26 protein-coding genes and 1 tRNA gene are annotated in these 21,442 nt (G+C 68.5%); 19 read left to right on the top strand and 8 right to left on the bottom strand.

Going from position 1 to position 21,442, the window contains the following annotated elements; all coding sequences use genetic code 11:
- Positions 1–71 precede the first annotated feature (71 nt).
- The gene (locus tag E6C64_RS18050) at positions 72–338 is read right to left on the bottom strand and encodes a DUF4031 domain-containing protein (protein WP_136429111.1); all 267 of its coding nucleotides are present in this window, start codon (positions 336–338) and stop codon (positions 72–74) included.
- Positions 339–654: 316 nt separating this feature from the next.
- Here E6C64_RS18050 and rplU point away from each other — a divergent pair, with 316 nt between their 5' ends.
- The 9 genes from rplU to rsfS all read left to right on the top strand — a co-directional run bounded on the left by rplU (position 655) and on the right by rsfS (position 8,453).
- Positions 655–963 carry a 50S ribosomal protein L21 gene (gene rplU, locus E6C64_RS18055; RefSeq protein ID WP_136429113.1) on the top strand — a complete coding sequence of 103 codons (309 nt, stop codon included), beginning with the start codon at positions 655–657 and terminating at the stop codon, positions 961–963.
- Positions 964–987: 24 nt separating this feature from the next.
- Positions 988–1,263 (top strand): 50S ribosomal protein L27, encoded by a 276-nt coding sequence (gene rpmA, locus E6C64_RS18060; protein ID WP_136429115.1) that lies wholly within the window; start codon positions 988–990, stop codon positions 1,261–1,263.
- A gap of 198 nt (positions 1,264–1,461) precedes the next feature.
- Positions 1,462–3,066 (top strand): GTPase ObgE, encoded by a 1,605-nt coding sequence (gene obgE, locus E6C64_RS18065; protein WP_136429117.1) that lies wholly within the window; start codon positions 1,462–1,464, stop codon positions 3,064–3,066.
- Positions 3,063–3,869, top strand: a complete 807-nt coding sequence (gene proB / locus E6C64_RS18070; protein WP_136429119.1) for a glutamate 5-kinase — start codon at positions 3,063–3,065, stop codon at positions 3,867–3,869. The genes obgE and proB overlap by 4 nt, the downstream gene beginning before the upstream one ends.
- A 41-nt stretch (positions 3,870–3,910) precedes the next feature.
- Positions 3,911–5,182: a glutamate-5-semialdehyde dehydrogenase gene (locus E6C64_RS18075; protein ID WP_136429121.1), complete on the top strand. Its 1,272-nt coding sequence runs from the start codon at positions 3,911–3,913 to the stop codon at positions 5,180–5,182.
- Positions 5,183–5,534: 352 nt separating this feature from the next.
- Positions 5,535–5,738 carry a hypothetical protein gene (locus E6C64_RS18080; protein WP_136429123.1) on the top strand — a complete coding sequence of 68 codons (204 nt, stop codon included), beginning with the start codon at positions 5,535–5,537 and terminating at the stop codon, positions 5,736–5,738.
- An 11-nt stretch (positions 5,739–5,749) separates the two neighbouring features.
- Positions 5,750–6,349 carry a nicotinate-nucleotide adenylyltransferase gene (gene nadD, locus E6C64_RS18085; RefSeq protein WP_269846392.1) on the top strand — a complete coding sequence of 200 codons (600 nt, stop codon included), beginning with the start codon at positions 5,750–5,752 and terminating at the stop codon, positions 6,347–6,349.
- Positions 6,346–8,070: a hypothetical protein gene (locus tag E6C64_RS18090; RefSeq protein ID WP_136429125.1), complete on the top strand. Its 1,725-nt coding sequence runs from the start codon at positions 6,346–6,348 to the stop codon at positions 8,068–8,070. The genes nadD and E6C64_RS18090 overlap by 4 nt, the downstream gene beginning before the upstream one ends.
- On the top strand, positions 8,070–8,453 hold the full coding sequence (gene rsfS / locus E6C64_RS18095) for a ribosome silencing factor (protein WP_136429127.1): 384 nt from the start codon (positions 8,070–8,072) through the stop codon (positions 8,451–8,453). Before E6C64_RS18090 ends, rsfS begins: the two co-directional genes overlap by 1 nt.
- A gap of 139 nt (positions 8,454–8,592) precedes the next feature.
- On the opposite strand, the gene E6C64_RS18100 is transcribed toward rsfS, so the two are convergent.
- Positions 8,593–9,174 carry an antibiotic biosynthesis monooxygenase gene (locus E6C64_RS18100; protein ID WP_199241093.1) on the bottom strand — a complete coding sequence of 194 codons (582 nt, stop codon included), beginning with the start codon at positions 9,172–9,174 and terminating at the stop codon, positions 8,593–8,595.
- Between the two features lie 104 nt (positions 9,175–9,278).
- Here E6C64_RS18100 and E6C64_RS18105 point away from each other — a divergent pair, with 104 nt between their 5' ends.
- From E6C64_RS18105 to E6C64_RS18115, 3 genes are all read left to right on the top strand, one after another.
- Positions 9,279–9,470 carry a DUF5302 domain-containing protein gene (locus tag E6C64_RS18105; RefSeq protein ID WP_136429129.1) on the top strand — a complete coding sequence of 64 codons (192 nt, stop codon included), beginning with the start codon at positions 9,279–9,281 and terminating at the stop codon, positions 9,468–9,470.
- A gap of 155 nt (positions 9,471–9,625) precedes the next feature.
- Positions 9,626–9,701: transfer RNA gene (locus E6C64_RS18110), tRNA-Ala, on the top strand.
- Positions 9,702–9,870: 169 nt separating this feature from the next.
- Positions 9,871–10,836, top strand: coding sequence for an SAM-dependent methyltransferase (locus E6C64_RS18115; RefSeq protein ID WP_136429131.1), 966 nt, complete (start codon positions 9,871–9,873; stop codon positions 10,834–10,836).
- Here E6C64_RS18115 and E6C64_RS18120 read toward each other — a convergent pair.
- On the bottom strand, positions 10,823–11,503 hold the full coding sequence (locus E6C64_RS18120) for a TetR/AcrR family transcriptional regulator (protein WP_136429133.1): 681 nt from the start codon (positions 11,501–11,503) through the stop codon (positions 10,823–10,825). The genes E6C64_RS18115 and E6C64_RS18120 overlap by 14 nt on opposite strands.
- A 79-nt stretch (positions 11,504–11,582) precedes the next feature.
- The gene (locus tag E6C64_RS18125) at positions 11,583–12,200 is read right to left on the bottom strand and encodes a TetR/AcrR family transcriptional regulator (protein ID WP_136429135.1); all 618 of its coding nucleotides are present in this window, start codon (positions 12,198–12,200) and stop codon (positions 11,583–11,585) included.
- Positions 12,201–12,307: 107 nt separating this feature from the next.
- On the opposite strand from E6C64_RS18125, the gene E6C64_RS18130 reads away from it, so the two are divergent.
- Together E6C64_RS18130 and E6C64_RS18135 are read left to right on the top strand one after the other, a co-directional pair.
- Positions 12,308–13,171, top strand: a complete 864-nt coding sequence (locus tag E6C64_RS18130) for a sugar phosphate isomerase/epimerase family protein (RefSeq protein ID WP_136429137.1) — start codon at positions 12,308–12,310, stop codon at positions 13,169–13,171.
- Positions 13,171–14,322 (top strand): Gfo/Idh/MocA family protein, encoded by a 1,152-nt coding sequence (locus E6C64_RS18135; RefSeq protein WP_136429139.1) that lies wholly within the window; start codon positions 13,171–13,173, stop codon positions 14,320–14,322. Before E6C64_RS18130 ends, E6C64_RS18135 begins: the two co-directional genes overlap by 1 nt.
- A 91-nt stretch (positions 14,323–14,413) precedes the next feature.
- Here E6C64_RS18135 and E6C64_RS18140 read toward each other — a convergent pair whose 3' ends face one another.
- The gene (locus E6C64_RS18140; protein ID WP_136429141.1) at positions 14,414–14,854 is read right to left on the bottom strand and encodes an OsmC family protein; all 441 of its coding nucleotides are present in this window, start codon (positions 14,852–14,854) and stop codon (positions 14,414–14,416) included.
- A 79-nt stretch (positions 14,855–14,933) separates the two neighbouring features.
- Positions 14,934–15,542: an MBL fold metallo-hydrolase gene (locus E6C64_RS18145; protein ID WP_136429143.1), complete on the bottom strand. Its 609-nt coding sequence runs from the start codon at positions 15,540–15,542 to the stop codon at positions 14,934–14,936.
- A 185-nt stretch (positions 15,543–15,727) separates the two neighbouring features.
- On the opposite strand from E6C64_RS18145, the gene E6C64_RS18150 reads away from it, so the two are divergent.
- The 4 genes from E6C64_RS18150 (at position 15,728) to E6C64_RS18160 (ending at position 19,047) form a co-directional block, all read left to right on the top strand.
- Positions 15,728–17,227 carry an FAD-binding oxidoreductase gene (locus tag E6C64_RS18150; RefSeq protein WP_233255717.1) on the top strand — a complete coding sequence of 500 codons (1,500 nt, stop codon included), beginning with the start codon at positions 15,728–15,730 and terminating at the stop codon, positions 17,225–17,227.
- On the top strand, positions 17,224–17,559 hold the full coding sequence (locus E6C64_RS19490; RefSeq protein WP_233255718.1) for an alpha/beta fold hydrolase: 336 nt from the start codon (positions 17,224–17,226) through the stop codon (positions 17,557–17,559). Before E6C64_RS18150 ends, E6C64_RS19490 begins: the two co-directional genes overlap by 4 nt.
- 42 nt (positions 17,560–17,601) lie before the next feature.
- The gene (locus E6C64_RS19495; RefSeq protein ID WP_233255719.1) at positions 17,602–18,045 is read left to right on the top strand and encodes an alpha/beta fold hydrolase; all 444 of its coding nucleotides are present in this window, start codon (positions 17,602–17,604) and stop codon (positions 18,043–18,045) included.
- A gap of 90 nt (positions 18,046–18,135) precedes the next feature.
- Positions 18,136–19,047 carry an SMP-30/gluconolactonase/LRE family protein gene (locus E6C64_RS18160; protein ID WP_136429145.1) on the top strand — a complete coding sequence of 304 codons (912 nt, stop codon included), beginning with the start codon at positions 18,136–18,138 and terminating at the stop codon, positions 19,045–19,047.
- Positions 19,048–19,183: 136 nt separating this feature from the next.
- Here E6C64_RS18160 and E6C64_RS18165 read toward each other — a convergent pair whose 3' ends face one another.
- Complete coding sequence (locus E6C64_RS18165) at positions 19,184–20,173, bottom strand: hypothetical protein (protein ID WP_136429147.1); 990 nt, start codon at positions 20,171–20,173, stop codon at positions 19,184–19,186.
- Positions 20,174–20,269: 96 nt separating this feature from the next.
- On the opposite strand from E6C64_RS18165, the gene ykgO reads away from it, so the two are divergent.
- Complete coding sequence (ykgO, locus tag E6C64_RS18170) at positions 20,270–20,392, top strand: type B 50S ribosomal protein L36 (RefSeq protein WP_136429149.1); 123 nt, start codon at positions 20,270–20,272, stop codon at positions 20,390–20,392.
- Positions 20,393–20,554: 162 nt separating this feature from the next.
- Here ykgO and E6C64_RS18175 read toward each other — a convergent pair whose 3' ends face one another.
- Entirely contained in the window at positions 20,555–21,403 is an 849-nt protein-coding gene (locus E6C64_RS18175) for an MBL fold metallo-hydrolase (protein ID WP_199241094.1), read from the bottom strand.
- Between the last annotated feature and the right edge of the window lie 39 nt (positions 21,404–21,442).

The following is a 21,442-nucleotide window of genomic DNA, read 5'->3' on the forward strand; positions in this document are numbered from 1 at the left end:
GCCCAGTTCTGCCGCCTGAAGTGCGTTTCCAGTGGCAGAACTGGGCAGTTCGTCGTTCAGCGGCCCGATGCCTAGTGGCGGTCGCGGGCCTTCACCCGCAGCCCGCTGTTCCGCAGTCGGATGACCAGTTCGCGCCCGGTCACCTGAATCGCTCCGGCGGCGATGAGGTCGTCGACCCTGCGCTCGGGTACGTCGTAGTGGTCGAGGTCGAAGCTGCGGCGCGGCAGATCATTGGCCTCGGCGAAGGCGTGCAGCTCGTCCAGCGAGCTGTCGCTGACGACATGGGCCCACACGGTTCCGTGAGCCGGCCACATCGCCGTATCGATCAGCACCGTCATGCCGTCATCCTAGGAACCCAGGAGTGCTCGCCGGTCGGTGTTCGCCTCCGAGCGTGTGCACAAAACCGGCGAATGTGCGCGAAATTACGGGCACATTCGGCCGGAACGTAGTATTCGGGGGAGGACGCGCCGCGGATGGGGGAGTGCGGTTGGCGCCAGCGGCGATCTTCGACTATTCTTGACCGTTGGTGTGCGTGGCTAGGCCCGCACCGAATCTTCTCCGTCAGGAGTCGATCGTCCCCGTGGCGGTGAAACCCCGGTTTCATGCGGCACGGGCGGGATCGGGCAGACGGAATCCAACAGATTGGCTGAAAACGTGGTTTACGCAATTGTGCGCGCCGGAGGGCGTCAGGAGAAGGTCGAGGTCGGCACGATCGTGACCCTCGACCGCATCAAGGCAGACGAGAGCGGCAACATCTCGCTCGTCCCCGTCCTGCTCGTCGACGGCGAGACCATCACGAGCGGCGCCGACGCGCTCTCGAAGGTCACGGTCACCGCTTCGGTGCTGAACGACCTGCGTGGCCCCAAGATCGTCATCCAGAAGTTCAAGAACAAGACCGGGTACAAGAAGCGCCAGGGCCACCGCCAGGAGCTCACCCGTGTCCAGATCACCGGCATCAACTAGCCGCGGCGCGAAGGGGAACCAGCAATGGCACACAAAAAGGGCGCAAGCTCAACTCGTAACGGCCGCGACTCCAACGCGCAGCGCCTCGGCGTGAAGCGCTTCGGCGGCCAGGTCGTCGGCGCGGGCGAGATCATCGTCCGCCAGCGCGGCACCCACTTCCACCCCGGCGTCAACGTCGGACGTGGCAAGGATGACACCCTCTTCGCCCTGTCGGCCGGCGCCGTCGAGTTCGGTCAGAAGGGGCGCCGCAAGGTCGTCAACATCGTCGTCCCCGCGGCAGCGGTCGCGGTCGCGGAGTAGCTCTCGCACGCAGGACGAACAACTTCGGGATGGGCGGGCCTCGACGGCCCGCCCTTTCCTGCCTTAAGCAACAGCAGCACAGCGCGTTGCAACGCATCGCGCAGCAAGAACCGTGATCTGCCCAGATCTGCCGCATGAAACGCAATTCAGGCGGCAGAAGTGGGCAGTTCGTCGGATGAGAAGCAGAGGAGTACGACCATGGCGACATTCGTCGACCGGGTGACGCTCCACCTCAAGGCGGGGCACGGCGGCAACGGCTGCGTGTCGGTCCGCCGCGAGAAGTTCAAGCCGCTGGCGGGCCCCGACGGAGGCAACGGCGGCGACGGTGGCGACATCGTCCTCGTCGCCGACTCCCAGGTCACCACCCTGCTCGGCTACCACCGCGGGCCGCACAAGGCCTCGGACAACGGCGGCCCCGGCATGGGCGACCACCGCGCCGGTGCCTCGGGCGAGACCATGGAGCTCGCGGTACCTGTGGGCACCGTCGTCAAGGACGCAGACGGCAACGAGCTCGCCGACCTCACCGTCGCCGGCGAGCGCATCGTCGTTGCGCCGGGCGGACAGGGCGGACTCGGCAATGCCGCCCTCGCCAGCACCAAGCGCAAGGCGCCGGGATTCGCCCTTCTCGGCACGCCTGGCTGGGAAGGCGACATCCGCCTCGAGCTGAAGACCATGGCCGACGTCGCCCTGGTCGGATTCCCGTCCGCCGGCAAGTCGAGCCTCGTCGCCGCCCTCTCGGCCGCGCGTCCGAAGATCGCGGACTACCCATTCACCACGCTGCAGCCCAACCTCGGCGTCGTGCAGGCGGGCACCTTCCGCTACACGATCGCCGACGTCCCCGGCCTCATCGAGGGTGCGAGCGAGGGCAAGGGACTCGGCCTCGAGTTCCTCCGCCACGTCGAGCGCTGCACGGCCCTGCTGCACGTCCTCGACTGCGCCACCCTCGAGCCCGGCCGCGACCCGCTGTCGGATCTCGACGTCATCCTCGGCGAGCTCGCCGCGTATCTCGTGCCGGACGGCCAGACGCCGCTTCTGGAGCGCCCGCAGCTCATCGCCCTGAACAAGCTCGATGTGCCCGACGCTCAGGAGCTCGCCGAATTCGTCCGTCCCGACCTCGAAGCCCGCGGCTACCGCGTCTTCGAGATCTCGACGGTCTCGCACGCCGGCCTGCGCGAGCTGTCGTTCGCCCTGGCCGCGCTGGTCGAGGCCGAGCGCCTCCAGGCCGACGCCGCACCCGCCCGGATCGTCATCCGACCGAAGGCGGTCAACGACGCCGAGTTCACGGTCCGCTCAGAAGGCGGATCCGACGGCAACTTCTTCCGCATCCTTGGTCCGAAGCCCGAGCGCTGGGTGGCCCAGACCGACTTCAAGAACGACGAGGCCATCGGCTACCTCGCCGATCGACTCGCCAAGATCGGCATCGAGGAGAAGCTCTTCGCCGCCGGCGCGACCCCCGGATCGACCGTGGTCATCGGCCCCGGCGACGGCGTCGTCTTCGACTGGGAGCCGACCCTGACCTCCGCCGCCGAGCTCATCACCGGTCCGCGCGGATCCGATCTGCGGATCGATCAGTCCAACCGCCCGACGCGCGACGCGCGACGCGAGCGCTACTTCGAGCGGATGGACGCCAAGGCGGCCGCCCGGCTCGAGATGGAGGACGAGCGCAAGGCCGGCCTCTGGCGCGAGGACGCCGGAACCGGCGACGGCGGCGAGACGATCGTCGGCGAGGCTCGCGAGAGCGACGACGGTGCCCCGATCGACTCCGACAGCCGGGTCTCGGAAGGCGAGAAGAGCGAGGCATGACGACCGCATCGCGCGCTGAGATCGGCCAGGCTCGTCGGGTCGTCGTCAAGGTCGGCTCGTCGTCGATCAGCGGCGACAACGCGGGCCAGATCGATCCGCTCGTCACAGCGCTCGCTGAGACCTTCGGCCGCGGAGCCGAGGTCATCCTCGTGTCCTCCGGTGCCATCGCGACGGGCATGCCCTACCTGCGACTCGACTCCCGCCCCACCGACCTCGCCACCCAGCAGGCCGCGGCCGCCGTCGGCCAGAACCTCCTGATCTACCGCTACCAGGAGAGCCTCGCTCGCTATCGGATCGTCGCCGGACAGGTGCTGCTCACCGCCGGCGACCTCGAGAACAGCACTCCGCGCAAGAACGCCGAGCGCGCGATCGAGAAGCTCCTCGAGCTGCGCATCCTGCCCATCGTGAACGAGAACGACACCGTGGCCACCCACGAGATCCGCTTCGGCGACAACGATCGCCTCGCCTCGCTCGTCGCCACCCTGGTCGGTGCCGATCTGCTCGTGCTGCTCAGCGACGTCGACGCGCTCTACACGCGGCCCCCACTCGAGCCAGGCGCGGTCCGCATCGACGACGTGCCATACGGCGACCCGCTCGACGGCGTCATCGTCGGCTCGGTCGGCACGGGAATCGGCACGGGAGGCGCGACCACCAAGGTCGCTGCCGCCCGGCACGCGGCCGACGCGGGAACAGGGGTTCTGCTGACCTCGACCTCCCAGGTCGACAAGGCGCTTCGCGGAGAGCAGGTCGGCACCTGGTTCTCGCCGAAGGTCGCCGCCGCCCCTTCCACCGCCCAGGTGTAGCTGCGTCGGATTCCTGCTGCCGCGAATCTAGAATCCTTCTCATGTCCGTAACCACTGCAGCCGCGCTCGTCCCGTTGGCAGAGCGCTTCGCCGCCGCCAAGCGCGCATCCACGGTTCTGGCGACCGCCACGGCCGCGACGAAGAACCGCGCCCTCGAGGCCATCGCGTCCGCGCTGCTCGCCGAGTCCGATCGGATCGTCGCCGCGAACGCGCGGGATCTTGAGAACGCCGATGCGAACGGACTGTCCGCTGGGCTGCGGGACCGGCTCGCGCTCGACGAGAAGCGTCTCGGCGCACTCGCCGATGCGGTGCTCGATGTGGTGGCTCTCGTCGACCCGGTGGGGGAGTCGGTGCGCGGCAGCACGCTGCCCAACGGGCTCAAGCTCAGTCAGGTCCGTGTTCCGTTCGGCGTCGTCGGCGCCATCTACGAGGCCCGCCCCAATGTGACGGTCGACATCGCCGCACTCGCTCTGAAAAGCGGCAACGCCGCCGTGCTCCGCGGGGGATCCGCCGCGGAGAACACCAACCTCGTGCTCGTCGATGTCCTGCGCACGGCGATCGCGTCGTCCGGCCTCCCGGCCGACAGCGTGCAGACGGTGGACGAGTTCGGACGCGATGGTGCCCGTGAGCTGATGCGCGCCCGCGGATTCGTCGATGTGCTCATCCCGCGCGGCAGCGCCGAGCTGATCAATGCCGTCGTGGCCGAATCGACCGTCCCGGTCATCGAGACGGGTGCCGGAGTCGTGCACATCTACCTCGATGAGAGCGCGGATGAGCAGCTCGCCGTCGACATCGTGCACAACGCCAAGGTGCAGCGGGTCAGCGTCTGCAACGCGCTCGAGACCCTGCTCGTGAACCGGGCCGCCGCCCCGCGCGTGCTCGGCCCCGTGCTCGATCGTCTCCGCGGGGCGGGCGTGACCATCCACGGCGACGCCGACGTGCGGACTCTCTACCCCGATTCGGTCCGTGCGACCGATGAGGACTGGGCGGCCGAGTACTACTCGCTCGATCTGGCCGTCGCCATCGTCGACGACCTCGACGGTGCGCTCGAGCACATCGCCCGCTGGTCCACCCATCACACCGAGTCGATCATCACCAATGACCTCGCCAACGCCGAGCGCTTCCTCGCCGAGGTCGACTCCGCGGTGGTGATGGTCAACGCATCCACCCGGTTCACCGACGGAGGCGAGTTCGGCTTCGGCGCCGAGGTCGGCATCTCTACGCAGAAGCTGCACGCCCGAGGTCCGATGGGGCTGCAGGAGCTCACCAGCACCAAGTGGCTCGTGCGCGGAACGGGCCAGATCCGCCCGTGATCGATCGGGTGGGCTTCGACTCGGGCGCTTCGCGCCCGGCTCAGCCACCGGGGTTCTCTCTCTCGGTGGCTGAGTAGGCCGCCTGAGGCAGGGTCGTCTCGACGCCCTGTTGAGCGGGAGCCTTATCTGGTGGGCTTCGACTCGGGCGCTTTGCGCCCGGCTCAGCCATCGGGATGCCCTCGCGTCCGGTGGCCGAGTAGGGCCCCGCCGGAGGCAGGGCCGTATCGAAGCCCTGTTGAGCTGGAGCCTTGTCGGGTCCGGATGCGGCACGCTGCGCGCCGGCCGGAGTGTGCGCGTTCGTCGACAGGCGTGCTCAGTAGACTGAGGCTGCTGAACCTGATCGGAGAAACGAATGTCGCTTGCCGCTGTGGTGCTCGCAGAGGGAGCTGCTCGCATCGAGCTGCCGTTCCCTCCTCTCGTATTCGGGATCATCGCGATCTCCCTGTTCGCGGTCCTGGGCTTCGTGTTCTTCAGCTACCGCAACGTGGCCAATCGGCACAATGACAAGAACGTCCGCTCCTCCGGCGGAAGCCACGGCGGCTCGTCCGGAGCCTGAGCTTCGTGGACATCGATCCCGGGCATCGTCGTCCGCGAATCGGAGTGATGGGTGGAACCTTCGACCCCATCCACCATGGCCACCTCGTCGCCGCCAGCGAGGTTGCGCAGTCGTTCGACCTCGATGAGGTCATCTTCGTGCCGACCGGCATGCCCCCGCACAAGCGGGTCGTGACCGAGGCCGAGCACCGCTATCTGATGACGGTCATCGCGACCGCCGCCAACCCCCGCTTCACCGTCTCGCGGGTGGACATCGATCGGCATGAGACGACCTACACGATCGATACCCTTCGCGACCTGAAGAAGGCCCGGCCGGACGCCGATTTCGTCTTCATCACGGGTGCGGACGCCGTCGCGCAGATCTTCACCTGGAAGAACGTGCAGGAGCTCTGGGATCTCGCGCATTTCGTCGCGGTCAGTCGTCCAGGACACGTCGTGTCGCTCAGTGATCTTCCAGAGGGCGACGTAAGCTGGCTTGAAGTTCCGGCGCTGGCGATATCGTCCACCGACTGCCGTAGTCGTGTGGAGAGGGGTTTTCCCGTCTGGTATCTCGTTCCCGACGGCGTCGTGCAGTACATCTCCAAGCACCACCTGTATCGGAGTACTTCATGACTTTGTGGAATGAACAGCGGGAGCGCCAGGGAACGGCGTATGCCCAGTCAGCTCCTCCTGCCAGCCGCCGAGAGGCGCGCGATGCCGAGCGTCAAGCCGCCGTCGATCAGCGCGAGACGGATGGCGCCCTCGGGCAGCACCCCTCGGAGATCTACGACGTCAACGCCTCCGGCAACATCTGGGACACGATCTCGCGCAAGGCCGCATCGCAGCTGAGCGATGTGGCCTCCGACGCCGAGCGCCGCACCGGGCGATCGGTCTCGGACACCGACTATCCGTCGGAGCCCCTCTCGTACCTGACACAGGGGCGCCCCAGCGTGCCGTCGTACTCGGTCGAGAACACCCGCCGTCCGCGCGGTTCCTCGATGCTCGTCGACGGTCCCCAAGGTGCCTCCGATCAGGGGAATCGGTCCGCTCAGCAGCCGGTCGCCCCGCAGCGCAACGCGGCTGCCGAGATCACCGGCGAGCCCTACGGCCGCAGGTCGCACGCAGCTCCCGCCGCTCCTGAGCCCGAATCGTCCGCGCCGACGGAGCACACGCTGTCCCGTCGCGAGCTCCGCCAGATCCGCGAGACCGGTCAGGTGGGACCGTTCTCCGCGGCGCAGCTGAGCCCGCAGGTCTCCCAGCCGCCGGCCCCGCCGTGGCAGTCCGAGCCGCAGCGCAGCGCAGCCGGCCAGCAGGTGCCGCTGCGTCCGGCCCCTGCCGCGTTCTCCGCCGCTCCGGCGCCGCAGCAGTCACCCAATCCGTACTCGTCGGGTGGCTACGTGCCGTTCGAGGAGACCGCGACCGTCGAGATGTCGGCGATCGAGAAGCGCGCGCTGTCCGCCGACCTCCCGGCTCCCACTCTGCCCAAGCCGCCGTTCGCACGGCCCACGGTTCAGTTCCCGGGTCAGGCGCAGCGCCAGGCCGAATCGCAGCAGCACGACTTCGACGAGGTCGCTCCTCGCACCGTTCCGGTCAACGTCATGCGCTCTACGCCGCCTGCTCAGGCGCCGGCACCCGTGCGTCCGCAGGCCGCCGCCCCCGCACCTGCCCAGCCGTTCTACGAGCCGCAGGCCTATCAGGCGCCCGATCCCGAGCAGTACGGTGATCAGCAGTACGGACAGCAGTTCGGCCAGCCCGCATACGGCAAGTCGGAAGCGGCCCTGCAGGGCTTCGAGGCGATGATCCAGCAGGCCGGCGGTCCCCGTGAGGCACCTCAGCCGCCGATGCCGCAGCGCCAGCCGCAGCCGGTCCGCTCCGAGCGTCCCTTCACGCCGCCGACCGGTCACTGGTCGACGCAGGTCGACGATCACGACGACCACCTGCCCTTCGACGGTCTGCTCTCGCGCGACGTGGGCAGCACCGGCTCGTCCGGGAACGCGCTGATCATGTCGAACGATCCGCAGCCCGACCTCTTCAATGCTCTGAACAGCACCGGCGAGATCATGGCGACCGGGCAGCTCGACCTCCCGCGCAGCCTGTCCTCGACCGGCGCCTCGGACATGTACGACTCCGCGGAGATCGACCGGATCTTCGAGGATCAGGATCACCAGACCTCGGATGTCGTGCCGGTCCGCGCCGCACGGGCCGTGGCCACCCATACCTCCACTCGCAGCGTGGTCAGCCCGCGCAAGCGTCGCGGGGGTATGCTTCCCACCGTGCTCGCCATCACGGCGGCAGTCATGGCGGTCGGCGTGATCGCCCTGCTCTTCGGCAGCTACGTTCTGAGGCTCTTCTGATTTCTCCTTCCGGCGCATCGGACCACGCGGTCCACCTGATCCAGCTCGCGGCCGCCGCGGCCGATGCCAAGAACGGAACCGATTTCGTCGCACTCGACGTGACCGGACCGCTTCCGCTGACCGACGCATTCCTGCTCATCACGGGGCGCAACGAGCGCAATGTGCTCGCGATCGTGGATGAGATCGAGGACAAGCTCGCCGAGGCGGGCACGAAGGCCCTCCGTCGGGAGGGCCGATCCGAGGGCCGCTGGGTGCTCCTCGACTTCGGCGACATCGTCGTCCACGTCTTCCACGAGGACGACCGGATGTACTACTCGCTCGAGCGACTGTGGCGCGACTGCCCGGTCATCCCGATCACCCTGCCGGTCCGCCAGGGGGAGTAGCTCCCTCGCCGATCCAGCTCGTTGCGCGGATCAGGGGATCTCGCACCGATCAGGGGATCCTGTCCTCTTGGGGGCTCTTCGGTGCCCGAACCAGCAGATTTCGGGGGCAAGGCCCTGATCCGTGCAAAGCCTAAAGCCGCTAGCGGATGAGCTGCTCCGGTCTGCGCTTCTGAAGCCACGGCCGCAGAAGCCGGGTGACGAGCGGCAGCGCCAGATAGGTCATGACCGGCGAGAGCACCGCGACCGTCAGCAGGACGCGGAGCGCCAGCGGCCAGTCGACCGTGAGCGGCGCGAGGAACAGCTGCGCGAGCAGGCTCAGCGGATAGAAGACCAGCACGATGCTGACCATCTGCTTCCAGCGCGGCGGAATGGCCGGCCTGCTCGGGGACACCTCGACGGTCGCCGGCTCATCGAACCAGCCCTCGATCCCGGTACGACGCTCGCTGTGGGCATCCTCGGCGATGCCGACGGCACTGGCGACCCACCACTCGCGTTCGCCCGATCGCTCCCACGCGGCGAGGCTCTCACCATCGGCGAAGCGATACAGCATGTGCCAGTCGGGGGAGTCGACGTCGGGGCGGACCCAACCGGATCCGAGGTACCCAGGCTGTGCGCTCATCAGCTCCTGGCCGGCACGCGCCCACGCGGCGGCCTCCTTCGATCGATCGGGATCGACCCTGCGCACGATCGAGATCGTGATCGGCTCCGCCTGCTGCACCATGCCTCGATTGTCCCAACCCCGTGCCTCCGCCCCGAACCGAGGTCGCTGATACCTCGCCGATCCGCCCTTGAACTCACAGGAGGGTGCGTGGTTACGCTGAAGCCATGAGTACGGAGACGGAAGGCGCGGCCGCAGAGGCCGCCGAGGAGACGAAACGCAAGTTCCGCGAGGCGTTGGATCGCAAGAACGCCAACGCCGCCAAGCGCGGTGAGGCGCACCTGGATGGCGAGTCGGCGATCCACAGCACCCACGGTCCGAGCGACCACAAGCGGGAGTTCCGCCGCAAGAGCGGCTGAGTTCGCCGGAATGAGGAAGGACCGGATCCGCTAAGGATCCGGTCCTTTTCCTTGGCCTCCGCCGGCGTCCTGCGCATGGTCGCGCGTGAACGGCCCAGCGCAAGCCGACGGTCGAAGCATGTAGTAATGTTGACGAGGCCTCCACGGGGGTCGATGGGCCCGTGGCGCAGCTGGTAGCGCACCTGCATGGCATGCAGGGGGTCAGGGGTTCGAATCCCCTCGGGTCCACCACAACAGCAGAAGGCGTCGTCCACACGGGCGGCGCCTTCGTCGTTCACCTGGTGCTGGAGGCGGAGCTGCACGCGGTGCTGCGGACGAAACGCGGTCGGGTGCCAGTGCGTTATGTCCGTAGTGGCGCGCGGTGCCCGGTTCGGCGCGTTCTTCGGCTTAGCCTGCAGGCGTGAGCACCGAGCAGCGATCCCCGGCCAAGCGATCGCTCGTCGCGATCGAGCGCTGGCTGGCGACGAATCCCTCCCTCGAGGACGTCGCGGCACGCTTCCCTGCCGAGTGGCAGCAGGCGATGGGCGAGGTGAAGCAGGCGGCGGCGGGAGGTGCCGGCGGCGGGGCGGAGCTGGCCCGTCGACTCGGCGCGCAGCGCGGTCGACCCGCCGACCGGATGCAGAGCGAGGCAGCGCGAGTATCGGACAGAGTCCGATCGCACATGACGCTCCGGCTGCTGCAAGCGGTTGCCGTCCGATCCGAATCCGGAGTCGAGGAAGGGCGCGTCCGCTTCGGGCTGCTCAACGGCTGGCTGCTGCAGCGGGTCTTCTTCGAGAAGGGCCTGCGTCGGAAGCCGGTGTCGATGGGCGCCTATCGGATCGCCTGGCCCCTCGCCTGGGAGCGCCGCCGCCTGATGGCGCTGGTCCGCCCCAACGGCATCTACTGCTTCTACTCGGGCGCCTTCGTGCGCCGGATCGCTGGGATGGCGCGCGCCGTAGGCTCTGCACAGCCGGGGGCCGTGCTCGAGATCGCGGCGGGGGACGGCACGCTCACGCGCTTCCTCCGCGACGCCGGGGCGGCGGCCCATGCCACTGATGACCACAGCTGGGCCTCGACCATCGATTACGCGGACGACGTCGAACGAGCGGACGCCCGCACCGCCCTGCGCATGCACTCTCCGGCGACGGTGGTCTGCTCGTGGCCGCCTCCCGGGAACCTCTTCGAGCGAGCCGTCTTCGAGACGCCGAGCGTGCAGACCTACATCGCCGTGGTCGGTGCCCACGAGTCGGAGGCCGGAGCATGGGATGCGTACCGCGCCCAGGACGCCTTCGACTGGAGCGTCGACGAGGAGCTCAGCGCACTGGTCCTGCCCAGTGGCAGGAGTCGCGTTCTGGTCTTCCGTCGGCGCGCCGTCAGCTCTCGCTGACCTCGGCCGTTCGGCCGGTTTCCGAAGGCGCTTCCGGAGCGTCATCCGGGTTCGCTCGGGGACCCGCGTTGGGAGTGACTCGGTAGGAATTGTCGACCAGCCGGCAGAAGAGCTCGATGTGTGCGCCCATGTCCAGGCGACGGTCGTAGAGCCATTGCGTCTGCAGGCCGTCGATCAACGACGTCAGCAGCACCGCGATCATCGGCGACGGCATGTCGCGGTCCGCGTATCCGTCGCCGACGATGCGCTCGAGGGCGTCGGTGACCATGGTGTCCGCCTGCCGATAGCGGTCGACGACGAACCCGTGGGACGGATGGTCTGCGGGCGTGGCCTCGGCGATCACACTGGAGAAGAGCTGCACGAGGCCGGGCACTCGGGAGTTCTGCCGGACGAGTCGGCCGATCGTGCGACCGAAGTCGGCGACGGTAGGGCCGAGCTCACCGACGAACTGGCCGGCGTCCAGCTCGTCGCGACGGCGGATGACCTCCGCGAAGAGCGCTTCGCGCGACCCGAAGAGATCGATCAGCTGGGCCTCTGGCAGACCGGCCGCCGCCGCGAGCTCTGATGTCGTCGAGGCCGAGTATCCGGTCAGGGCGATCAGCTCCAACGCGACGGCGATTACCTCGTCCCGCTCGGCATCGTCTGGGTCGGGATCGTGCTGAGCCATCGCTTCACTCTATTCCGACCGCTCAGCTGTATCGAGGGGCGGATTGCGAGGAGGATCGGGGGCTTTTCTCGACTCCGACTCAGTGCTGTGGGTCGGTGAAGAGGTGCGACAGCAGGGCGAGTGCGGCATCCTGCTTGACGGACGGGTCGAGCAGCCATTGGATCTGCAGTCCGTCCGACGCGGCGATCACCAGTGCGGCTGCGGCTTCCGGGTCGAGGTCGGCGCGCATCTCGCCGGATGCCTGCAGCGCCCGGATCTCCCGCGCGATGTTGGAGCGCACGCGGGCGAAGCGTTCCGTCGCGAAAGCGGTCGCCTCGGGGTGGCCGTCCTCCAGGGCGGTCGCGACGAGCGTGGAGTAGAGCTGCACCAGACCGGGCACCGACCTGTTCCGTTCGGCGGATCTCGCCATCCCCTCGACGGGAGACGGCCGATCGACGGGCGGTTCGGCTGGATTCTTCCTGCGCTCTGCCTCGCGATACACCTCGACGAGCAGTGCTTCGCGAGAGGTGAAGTAGTGCGTCAGTGCCGCATGGGAGACGCCGATCGCCTGCGCGATCGCCCGCAGCGACGTGCCCGCTGCGCCGCGCTCCGCGAAGACCTCGATGGCGCGATCGAGGATCTCCTGGCGTCGCGCGACACCCTTCGCATAGGTGCCGCGGGCGCCCTCACCCTCGCTGGGGCTTCCGTCGGTGGGCATGCGAGCACTCTATCCGAACAAAGCTCCATCTGGAGGTTTTCGTGATAGCGTTCCGATCGGCCGCCGTCCTATGGCCCCGTCAACGGTGATTCGCACGAGGAGCTCCCATGTCACCCACAACTTCCGTCCAACTGTTCACCGTCAATGCGGCCCTCGAGGCCGATATGGACGGCACGCTCGCGAAGGTGGCCGAGGCGGGCTTCACCGCCGTCGAGCCGTATGACTTCGTGCGCCGCGCCGACGCGCTCGCTGCGGCCTTCGCCACCCACGGACTCTCCTCGCCGACCGGCCATGCATTCCTGGCCTCCACCTCGTTCGTGAACCCCGACGGCTCCGGCAGCACGGTCCCTGTGCCCGCGCCTGAAGTGGTGTTCGCCGCAGCCAAGACCCTCGGGATGTCCCTGGTCATCGACCCGTACACCGCCCCCGATCGATGGACCACGGTCGAGCAGATCGAGGAGACCGCGAGGCTGCTCAACGCAGCAGCGGCCATCGCGAAGGATCACGGTCTGCGCGTCGGCTACCACAACCATGCCCACGAGCTCGAGGCGAGCTTCGACGGGGTCACGGGACTCGAGGTGCTCGCGAGCCTGCTCACCGACGATGTGGCGCTCGAGGTCGACCTCTACTGGGCGGCCCGTGCAGGCGTCGACGTCCCCGCGCTGCTGGCCAGGCTCGGCGAGCGCGTCAAGGCCGTGCACGTCAAGGACGGATCGCTCGACCCCGAGCTGGTGACGAAGTACCCGCCGGCCGATCAGCTCCCTGCGGGTCAGGGCAACGTGCCGCTGGCCGCCGCCCTCGAGGCGGTCACGGGCATCGAGTACGCGGTCGTCGAGTTCGACCACTTCGATGGCGACATCTATGCGGCCATCGCCCAGTCCTTCCAGTTCCTCGCCGGCCAGTCTGTCGCCGGCCAGTCTGTCGCCGGCCAGTCTCTCGCCGGCCAGGGCGCGAACGGATCGGCCGCCTGATGGTCACCGCATCCGGTTCATTCGGCGTCGGCATCATCGGCGCGGGAAACATCAGCGACCAGTACCTCCAGAACCTCACGACCTTCCCGGATCTCGAGGTGCTCGCGATCGGCGACCTCGACGAGGCACGGGCCGCGAGTCAGGCCGAGAAGTACGGCGTCCCGAACTCCGGCGGCGTCGACGCGGTCCTCGGCGATCCCGAGATCGACATCGTCGTCAACCTGACCATCCCGGCTGTGCATGTCGACGTCTCGCTGTCGATCCTGGCGGCAGGCAAGCATGTCTGGAGCGAGAAGCCCATCGGCGTCGACCGCGAGAGCTCGAAGAAGCTGCTCGAGACGGCGGCCGCCTTGGGACTGCGCGTGGGCATCGCCCCGGACACGGTCCTCGGCCCCGGAGTGCAGACCGCCAAGCGCGCCATCGAGGCGGGCGTCATCGGCCGCCCGCTCTTCGCCCAGACAGCCTTCCAGTGGCAGGGCCCGGAGATCTTCCACCCCAACCCGGCCTTCCTCTACGCGGTCGGCGGCGGACCGCTGCTGGACATGGGTCCGTACTACGTCTCGACGCTCGTGCACGTGTTCGGACCGGTGGCCTCCGTCGTCGCCCTCGGCCAGACGCCGCACGCCACCCGGACCGTGCAGGTCGGCGAGCTCGCGGGCACCGAGTTCCCCGTCGAGATCCCGTCCACCGTGTCCGTGCTCATGCAGTTCGAGGGCGGCGGGCAGGCATCGAGCCTCTACAGCACCGACTCGGCGCTTCGTCGCGCGGGCTTCTTCGAGGTCAGCGGAACGGAGGGCACCCTGACGATCCCGGATCCGAACACGTTCGGCGGCAGCATCTCGGTGATCCGTCCCTACGGTGCGGTGGCTGAGATGGTCACCGGCGCGGGGGAGATGGCCGTTCAGCAGGGGATCGAGATCGAGCAGGAGGGCGTGCTGGTGGGCCGAGGACTCGGACTGCTGGACATGGCGCGCGCCATCCGCGACGGTCGTCCGCATGTCGCGAGCGGCGAGCTCGGCTACCACGTGCTCGACACCCTGCTCGCGATCGAGGAGTCCGCTGCCTCGAATCGGATCGTCGCGGTCGAGAGCACCGTGCCGGAGCTGGGCGCGATCCCGGCCGACTTCGATCCGTTGGCGCGCACCTTCTGAGCACCGCCCTCGAGATGCGGAAGCGCCCGGATGCACCTCTGCAGGTGCGTCCGGGCGCTGTCGTTCTGAAGGGGTCGACTCAGGAATCGAGTCAGGAGTCGAGTTCGGCGTCCAGAGTGATCTCGACCCCGGTGAGAGCCTTGCTGACCGGGCAGCCCTCCTTGGCGGACTGGGCGGCCTCGAGGAACTGGGCTGCGTCAATCCCGGTGACCTCGCCCCGCACGGTGAGGTGGATGCCCGTCAGCTGGAATCCGCCTGCCGGGTCGGGGCCGAGCGAGACGTCGGCCTTCACCTCGAGCGCCTCGACGGTGCCGCCGGCGGCGCCGAGCACAGCGGAGAACTGCATCGCGAAGCAGGCCGAATGGGCCGCGGCGAGCAGCTCCTCCGGGCTGGTGAAGCCGTTGGCGTCTTCGGAGGCGCGCTTCGGGAACGACACGTCATAGGTGCCGAGCTTCGAGCTCGTGAGCTCGACCTGGCCCTCTCCGGTCTCGAGGCTGCCGTTCCATGCGGTGCGGGCGGTGCGTGTGGGCATGTCGACTCTCTTCGTTGGGGTCTGAGCGGGGTATCCGTCAGACCTGATGGGATGGATACTGCGGGAGGAGCCCGGGAGCTCAGATGGTGACGGAGTCTCCGGGGGTGATGGTCTGCAGCGGCACGCCGCCGGCGCCGCCGAGCATCTGCGCGGTCATCCCACGGCCTGCATCGGACGCCATCAGCTCGTGGATCTCGATGGACTGGCGCGGCTTCACGGCCTGCACGAAATCGATCGCCTCGCCGAGCTTCCACCACGGGCCGCTGGTCGGCACCAGCAGGGTGTCCACCGGGACGCCGGGCACGACATAGGAGTCGCCCGGGTGGTAGACGGTGCCGTCGATGAGCACGGCCACGTTGTCGTTGCCCGGAATGTCTCCCCAGATCGGCGCATGCTTCGCGCCGTAGACGGTCACCTCGAAGCCAGCGACCTGCACGGTGTCCCCGTCGGAAAGCACCGTTCCGCGACCGAGCCGGGAGACGGTCTCGGCCGAGGCGTAGATCGGGACGTCGATGCCCTCGATCGCGGCGTCATCGATGTGATCGGGGTGGTCGTGCGTGAAGATCACGGCGTCCGCCGCCTTCACGAGGGCGGGGGAGTCGGGGGTGTACGCGCCCGGGTCGATGACGAGGTTCTTGCCGTCCTTCTCCAGGACGACCGCGGCATGCGTGTACTTCGTGAGCTTCATGGTCCGACCCTAGGACGGCGATCCTGTGCCCTTCCCCAGACGGGTGCAGGACTGCGTTCCCGTGATGGGGCAGAGGTCGGGCTCGGCCCATCCTGTTCCGATGCCACTGGGGTTCGGCTCTCCAGCGTGCGTCGGCCGGTCGGGCTAGCGTGGGCGGACGGCGTCGATCAGCGCCGAATCGATCGATGAGGACTGCATCCATGCCGCATCCGACCACCGCGACTCCATCGGCGGGAGGCATCGACCTCGCGGCCGAGCTCGCCCTGCGCGAGCTGATCGCGCTTCTGCCCGAGGGAGCCGTGCTCGTCGGTTCGGCAGCGCTCGCCGACTACAGCCATGACGACGCCGAGTGGGCGCCGTTCGTGCCGCCGCTCGCGGTCGTTCTCGCGACGAGCACGGACGACGTCGCGGCCACCGTGCGCTTCGCCGGGGCCAATGGTCTCGCCGTGGTTGCTCGCGGCGCGGGCACGGGCCTCTCCGGTGGCGCGAACAGCGTGGCCGACTGCATCGTCGTATCCCTCGAGAGAATGGACCGAGTGCTCGAGATCGACGTCGGCGAGCGACTCGCCGTCGCGCAGGCGGGCGTGATCAACAACGCGCTGCGGATCGCCGTCGCCGAGCAGGGCCTCTGGTATCCACCCGATCCTGCGAGCTACGCCATCTCGACCATCGGCGGCAACGCGGCTACCAACGCGGGTGGCATCTGCTGCGTGAAGTACGGCGTGACTCGCGACTACATCCTCGGCCTGACCGTCGTGCTCGCCGACGGACAGACCGTCCGCCTGGGTCGGCGCACGGCGAAGGGGGTGACTGGCTACGACCTCACGGCGCTGATGATCGGCTCGGAGGGCACGCTCGGGATCATCACCGAGGTGACGGTCAAGCTGCTCCCGCTCGCCGGGCGCGAGGAGCGCGCCATCGTCGGGTACTTCCCCTCGCTGACGGCTGCGGGAGATGCCGTTGCGGGCGTCGCATCGGCCGGCATCGTGCCATCCGCGCTCGAGCTGATCGATCGGATGTGCCTCCGCGCCGTCGAGGACTGGCAGGGCTTCGGTCTGCCCTCCGACGTCGACACCCTCCTGATGGCCAAGGTCGACGAGCCCGGATCCACGGGACTGGCGCTCGCCGAGCGCATCGCCGAGATCTTCGCGCTCGCCGGGGGAGTGCATGTCGAGCTCGCGACCGAGCAGGACGAGGTCGATCGGCTGTTCCTCGCCCGGCGCCTCGCCTATCCCGCACTCGAGCGTCTCGGGCCCGTGCTCACCGAGGACGTCTGCGTGCCGCGCGGCAGGGTGCCCGAGATGCTCGGCCGGATCCAGGCGACGGCTGAGCGTCACGACGTCGTCATCGCGAACATCGCGCACGCCGGCGACGGCAACCTGCATCCGCTGATCATCGCCCCGGTCGGCGACGAGGCAGCGAAGGCCCGAGCCAAGGAAGCCTTCGATGAGATCGTCGCGGATTGCCTGGCGCTCGGCGGCACGGTGACGGGCGAGCACGGCGTCGGCCTGCTCAAGCTTCCCGGCGCCGCGCAGGAGCTCGAGCCACGAGTGCTGGCCATGCATCGTGCGATCAAGGACGCGCTCGATCCCGCGGGGCTGCTCAATCCCGGCAAGGCGTTCCCGGATCAGCGCGCCCGGACGGGTTCTGGTGCCTCCGACGCGAGAACGCGAGGCGAGGCATGACCTCCATCACGACCGACGACGGCGTCCGCCTCGACTACACCGAGTCGGGTGCGCCGGGCGGCGTGCCTGTCGTGCTGATCGCCGGCTTCAAGGCCGCACGGGCCAGCTGGCTGTACCAGACGCCCGCCCTCGAAGCCGCCGGGTACCGGGTCATCAGCGTGGATCTGCGCGGACACGGCACCTCGGAGTGCCCCGACTTCGGCCACAGCATGGCCCGTCGCGCGGCGGATCTCGAGCAGCTGCTGGTCGAGCTCGATCTGCGGGGCGCGGTTCTGGTCGGCCAGTCGATGGGTGGCAACACCGTGTGGGCTCATCTCAAGGACTTCGGATAGGACCGCATCGCCGGTGTCGTCATCGTCGACCAGACGCCCAAGATGCTGAACTCCGCAGATTGGCCGTACGGCTACTACGGATACACCGAGGACAATGTCGACACGTTCTTCGCCGAGTCCATCCCGAGCACCGGTCACGGTACGCCGCTGTGGCGGCGAGGCATCCGACTGGTGCGGCTGATCCGCGCCATGCGCAGCTCCATGGACGGCGAGAAGGGCGAGAAGGGGCTGACGCCCGGCGAGCTGGAGCTGCTCGGCGACCACGCCCACGCCGACTGGCGCCCCGTCATCGCCGGGAGCTCGGTTCCGATCCTCTTCATTGCCGGTGCGGAGAGCGAGATGTGGCCGAGCGCCCATGCCGCCGCGTCGGCCGCGCTCACAGCGTCGGCGACGTCGGTCGTCATCGCGCACGACGGCCATGCGACCAACATCGAGCAGCCCAGACGCTTCAACGCGATCCTGCTCGACTTCCTCACCCGATTCTGAGCGTCGAATTGCCAGAAGTGGCTCCGTTGCGCGCCTCTTGAGAGCCATATCCGGCAATTCGGCGGCTCTGATCGGCGGCAGGATGGAGGGATGAACGACCGATCCCCCCGACTGCTCGGCACGGCAGAGCTCGCCCTCGACGAGGAGCACCTGCTCGCCGAAGGTCCGTTCTGGGATGCGCCTCGACAGCAGCTGCTCTGGGTCGACATCCTCCGCGGGCTGGTCCTGCGGGGGCGGCTGCAGGCGGACGGGACGATCGCCGTCGACGACCGACTGGAGTTCCCGCACATGGTGGGCGCCGTCGCGTCCGCCGAGAGCGGCGCATGGATCATCGCCGGGCAGGAGACGCTCCTCTACCGCCGCCCCGACGGTGAGCTCGTCGACGGGCCGCGGGTGATCCCCGCCGGCTCGAACCGCCGGCTCAACGACGGCAAACCCGACCCCGCCGGCCGCTACATCATCGGAACCCTCGACTTCGACGAGGTGTCGGAGACCGAAGAGCTGCTGGTCCTCGGCTCCGACGGCCGCCTGGTCGTCATAGACTCCGACCTCACGCTGTCCAACGGGCTCGGGTGGAGCAGCGACGGAAGCAGATTCTTCAGCACAGACACCCTTCGGAAGACCATCTACGTCCGCCACTACGACCCGGGAAGCGGGGCGATGGGGGAGCGGAAGGTCTTCCTCGTCACCACCGACGGACATCCCGACGGAATGACGATGGACAGCGACGACCACCTCTGGGTCGCGATGTGGGGCATCGGACGAGTGAACCGCTATTCGCCGTCCGGCGAGCTGGTCGCGGCTATCGAGGTGCCGGCGCTGCAGCCGTCGAGCGTGACCTTCGCCGGGCCCGACCTCGCCACGCTCGTCATCACGACCGCGAGCAAGGGCCTGTCCGAGGAGCAGAAGGCGGCCCGGCCGCTCTCCGGGCGCCTCTTCACCTTCCGCCCCGGAGTGACGGGCCAGCCGCCGGCCCTATGGGCAGGCCCGCCTCCGTCATAGAATCCGACCGCCCCCGACGCCTGAGCACTCCCCGCCAGGGCTCCAGGCCATCGAGATGCCACTTTCCGTCCCTATTCGCGGCTTTTAGGGACGGAAAGTGGCATCTCGATCGCCTTTCCTCAGCGCGCGGAGCCGCTCAGCCGTTGATGCTCGACCGGTAGCCGGTGCTCGCCGGGAATCTCGGTGCCAGGGTCGAGACCACGGAGCCGTTGGGCGCGACGGTGACGCTGCGGGTGGCATCCTCCGGATCGCCGCCAAGCCGAAGCCGCTCGCTGGTCGTCCAGACCACTCGAAGACCGTCGACGCGGAACTGCTCCTCGGTCACGCATCCCATCGCGAACGCGACGACGTCGTCGAGCACGAACAGGCAGACCCGATCCGTGAGGTCGCGGGCGAGGTATGCCCGGTTGGTGGGCTCGGGTGCTGCGATCGACGGGTTGAGGCTGAGCCGCCGCAGCGAGTCGATCGCGATGTCGGCATAGGCCAGTTCGGTGATGGCCGTCTCGCTCGGCAGGTCGCTGGGCTGTTGAGCTCTGTCGAAGATGGCGACATCCGCGGCTTCGACCGGTTCTGCGAAGGCGGAGTCGACGACCGGACGGAGGAGCAGACCGGACGCTCCGATGGCGATCGCGCCCACGAGCAGCAGCGCGACGAGCAGCGGTCGCCGGATCGCGCCGCGACGTCGGGGGAGTTCGTCGGCGGGGACATCACCTCTGCCACCGAAGGCGCGTTCCTCCGTTCCGCCGCCCGCTCCTTGATCTCCGTCTACGTCGGGGGCCGAGGGCGCATCCAGGATCGAGTCCTCGACGTCGACGAGCTCGAGCGCGCGGGACACCTCGACGCGTTCAGCGGCGATGGAGGCTTCGAGGGCGTGCAGGCTCTCGGCTGCAGCGTTCGATCCGTTCGATCCGGCCGGCTCTGCGCTTTTCGCCGAGTACACCGCCCGCTGCAGATCGCGGCGGAGAGCCGCCGGCGCGATGAGGCCGCGAGGGGACGGCTCGAGCGGATGCACCATCCACCAGAGGGCATCCAGAGCGTTGTGCTCGCCGCGGTAGGCCGCCGCGAATCTGGCTCGGAAGGCAGGGTCGCGGATCGCGTGCTCGTACGCGTCGTCGGGCTCGGTCACCGCCCCAGTCAACCCGGTTTCGGGGGCGGTCGGGGCCGCTTCGAGGGAATGCACGAGTGGCGTCCGAGGTTGTACAGAAGGTCGGAAGGAGCGGTTATGAAGGTTCGCAATTCACTGGGCTCGATGAAGAGGATGCAGGGCTCGCAGATCATCCGTCGCCATGGGCGCACGTACGTGATCAACAAGCTCAACCCCAGGTTCAAGGCACGCCAAGGCTGAGGTCGATGCGGCCTCACGCCTGAGCTGACGAGTGCATCTCCAGCTCAGCCAGCGCCCTCGGTCTCCGGACCGAGGGCGCTTTTCTCTGCCCGCAATGAATCGAGATGCCACCTTCCGTCCTTATGAGGCCCTCATAGGGACGGAAAGTGGCATCTCGCATCGTTACGTCAAGTGGTCGAAGTCGCCCCGCACCCAGCCGATATGGCGATCCGCGGATCGTCGCAGGACGCACTTGGCGTCGGAGGGGATGACGTTGTCGAAGTTGCCGTAGAGGCGATCGAAGTCGAAGCGCTCGACGTAGGACGCGACCCGCTCGACGACGGACGCCGACAAGGGCAGGTGATTCGGGAAGCTGCGCATGAAGCTCACCGTGCGGCGGTCGGAGTTGGCGAAGATGGTGTCGCCCGAGAGCAGCACGCCGCGACCATCGGCGCCCTGCGCCCAATGCATTACCGCCGAGCCCGGGAAGTGCCCGCCCGGCTGTGCGATGGTGACGCCAGGCACGACTGAGGTGGGCTTCGACCAGAGCTCGATTGCGGCATCTGGGCGCTGGATCCACTGCGCGTCCGCCTCGGCCACGAGCACGGGCACGCCCCCGAGGGCGCGGCTCCACTCCACCTGGACGCCGAACATGTGGGGGTGGCTCGCGACGATCGCGACCACCGGACCCAGCGCATGCACCCGAGCGGCGAGCTCGTCGTCGACGAATCCGATCGGGTCCCAGAGGACGTTGCCGTCCGCAGTAGCGACCAGCTTGCTGACCTGTCCGATCCCGACCGCAGGCTGGGAGGCGATGCCGTACAGGTGCGGCTCGAGCTCGGCCACGGACCCGCGTGTGCCAGAGGCGACAAGTTCGGCGAGGGTCGTCCACGATTGACCGCCCTCGGGCACCCATTGCCGCTCGTCGTCGCAGATCGGGCAGACGGCCGGCTGCTCCGCATGCTCCACCGCACAGGTGGAGCAGATCGAGAACGTCACTGTTCCTCCCGAGATGCCACTTTCTGTCCCCATCCTCGTCGTTTGGGGACGGAAGGTGGCATCTCGATCGGG

The sequence above is a fragment of the Naasia lichenicola genome, from assembly GCF_004801885.1.
Lineage (GTDB): Bacteria > Actinomycetota > Actinomycetes > Actinomycetales > Microbacteriaceae > Naasia > Naasia lichenicola.